This is a genomic window from Cytobacillus kochii, from assembly GCF_020171845.1.
GTDB classification, from domain to species: Bacteria; Bacillota; Bacilli; order Bacillales; family Cytobacillaceae; genus Cytobacillus; species Cytobacillus kochii.
Genome location: NZ_JAIVAM010000034.1, coordinates 1 through 1281 on the forward strand (window position 1 = coordinate 1; position 1281 = coordinate 1281).

The 1281-nt window shown below is 54.0% G+C and carries 1 rRNA gene; it reads left to right on the forward strand.

What is annotated here, in order from left to right:
- Positions 1-1281 (forward strand): 23S ribosomal RNA (locus tag LCM23_RS25615); the annotation flags it as partial.

Sequence of the window (1281 nt, forward strand, 5' to 3'; positions counted from 1 at the left end):
CATGGTCATATACCTTGAGCTGTGATAGCGAGGGAAATTTAGTACCGAAGTTCTTGATTCCACACTGCCAAGAAAAGCCTCTAGCGAGGAATAAGGTGCCCGTACCGCAAACCGACACAGGTAGGCGAGGAGAGAATCCTAAGGTGAGCGAGAGAACTCTCGTTAAGGAACTCGGCAAAATGACCCCGTAACTTCGGGAGAAGGGGTGCTCATTAGGGTGTTAAAGCCTTGATGAGCCGCAGTGAATAGGCCCAGGCGACTGTTTAGCAAAAACACAGGTCTCTGCGAAGCCGCAAGGCGAAGTATAGGGGCTGACGCCTGCCCGGTGCTGGAAGGTTAAGAGGAGAGGTTAGCTCACGCGAAGCTTTGAATCGAAGCCCCAGTAAACGGCGGCCGTAACTATAACGGTCCTAAGGTAGCGAAATTCCTTGTCGGGTAAGTTCCGACCCGCACGAAAGGCGTAACGATCTGGGCACTGTCTCAACGAGAGACTCGGTGAAATTATAGTACCTGTGAAGATGCAGGTTACCCGCGACAGGACGGAAAGACCCCGTGGAGCTTTACTGTAGCCTGATATTGAATTTTGGTACAGCTTGTACAGGATAGGTAGGAGCCTTAGAAGCCGGAGCGCTAGCTTCGGTGGAGGCGTCGGTGGGATACTACCCTGGCTGTATTGAAATTCTAACCCACATCCCTTATCGGGATGGGAGACAGTGTCAGGTGGGCAGTTTGACTGGGGCGGTCGCCTCCTAAAGAGTAACGGAGGCGCCCAAAGGTTCCCTCAGAATGGTTGGAAATCATTCGTAGAGTGTAAAGGCACAAGGGAGCTTGACTGCGAGACCTACAAGTCGAGCAGGGACGAAAGTCGGGCTTAGTGATCCGGTGGTTCCGCATGGAAGGGCCATCGCTCAACGGATAAAAGCTACCCCGGGGATAACAGGCTTATCTCCCCCAAGAGTCCACATCGACGGGGAGGTTTGGCACCTCGATGTCGGCTCATCGCATCCTGGGGCTGTAGTCGGTCCCAAGGGTTGGGCTGTTCGCCCATTAAAGCGGTACGCGAGCTGGGTTCAGAACGTCGTGAGACAGTTCGGTCCCTATCCGTCGTGGGCGCAGGAAATTTGAGAGGAGCTGTCCTTAGTACGAGAGGACCGGGATGGACGCACCGCTGGTGTACCAGTTGTCTTGCCAAAGGCATCGCTGGGTAGCTATGTGCGGAAGGGATAAGTGCTGAAAGCATCTAAGCATGAAGCCCCCCTCGAGATGAGATTTCCCATAGCG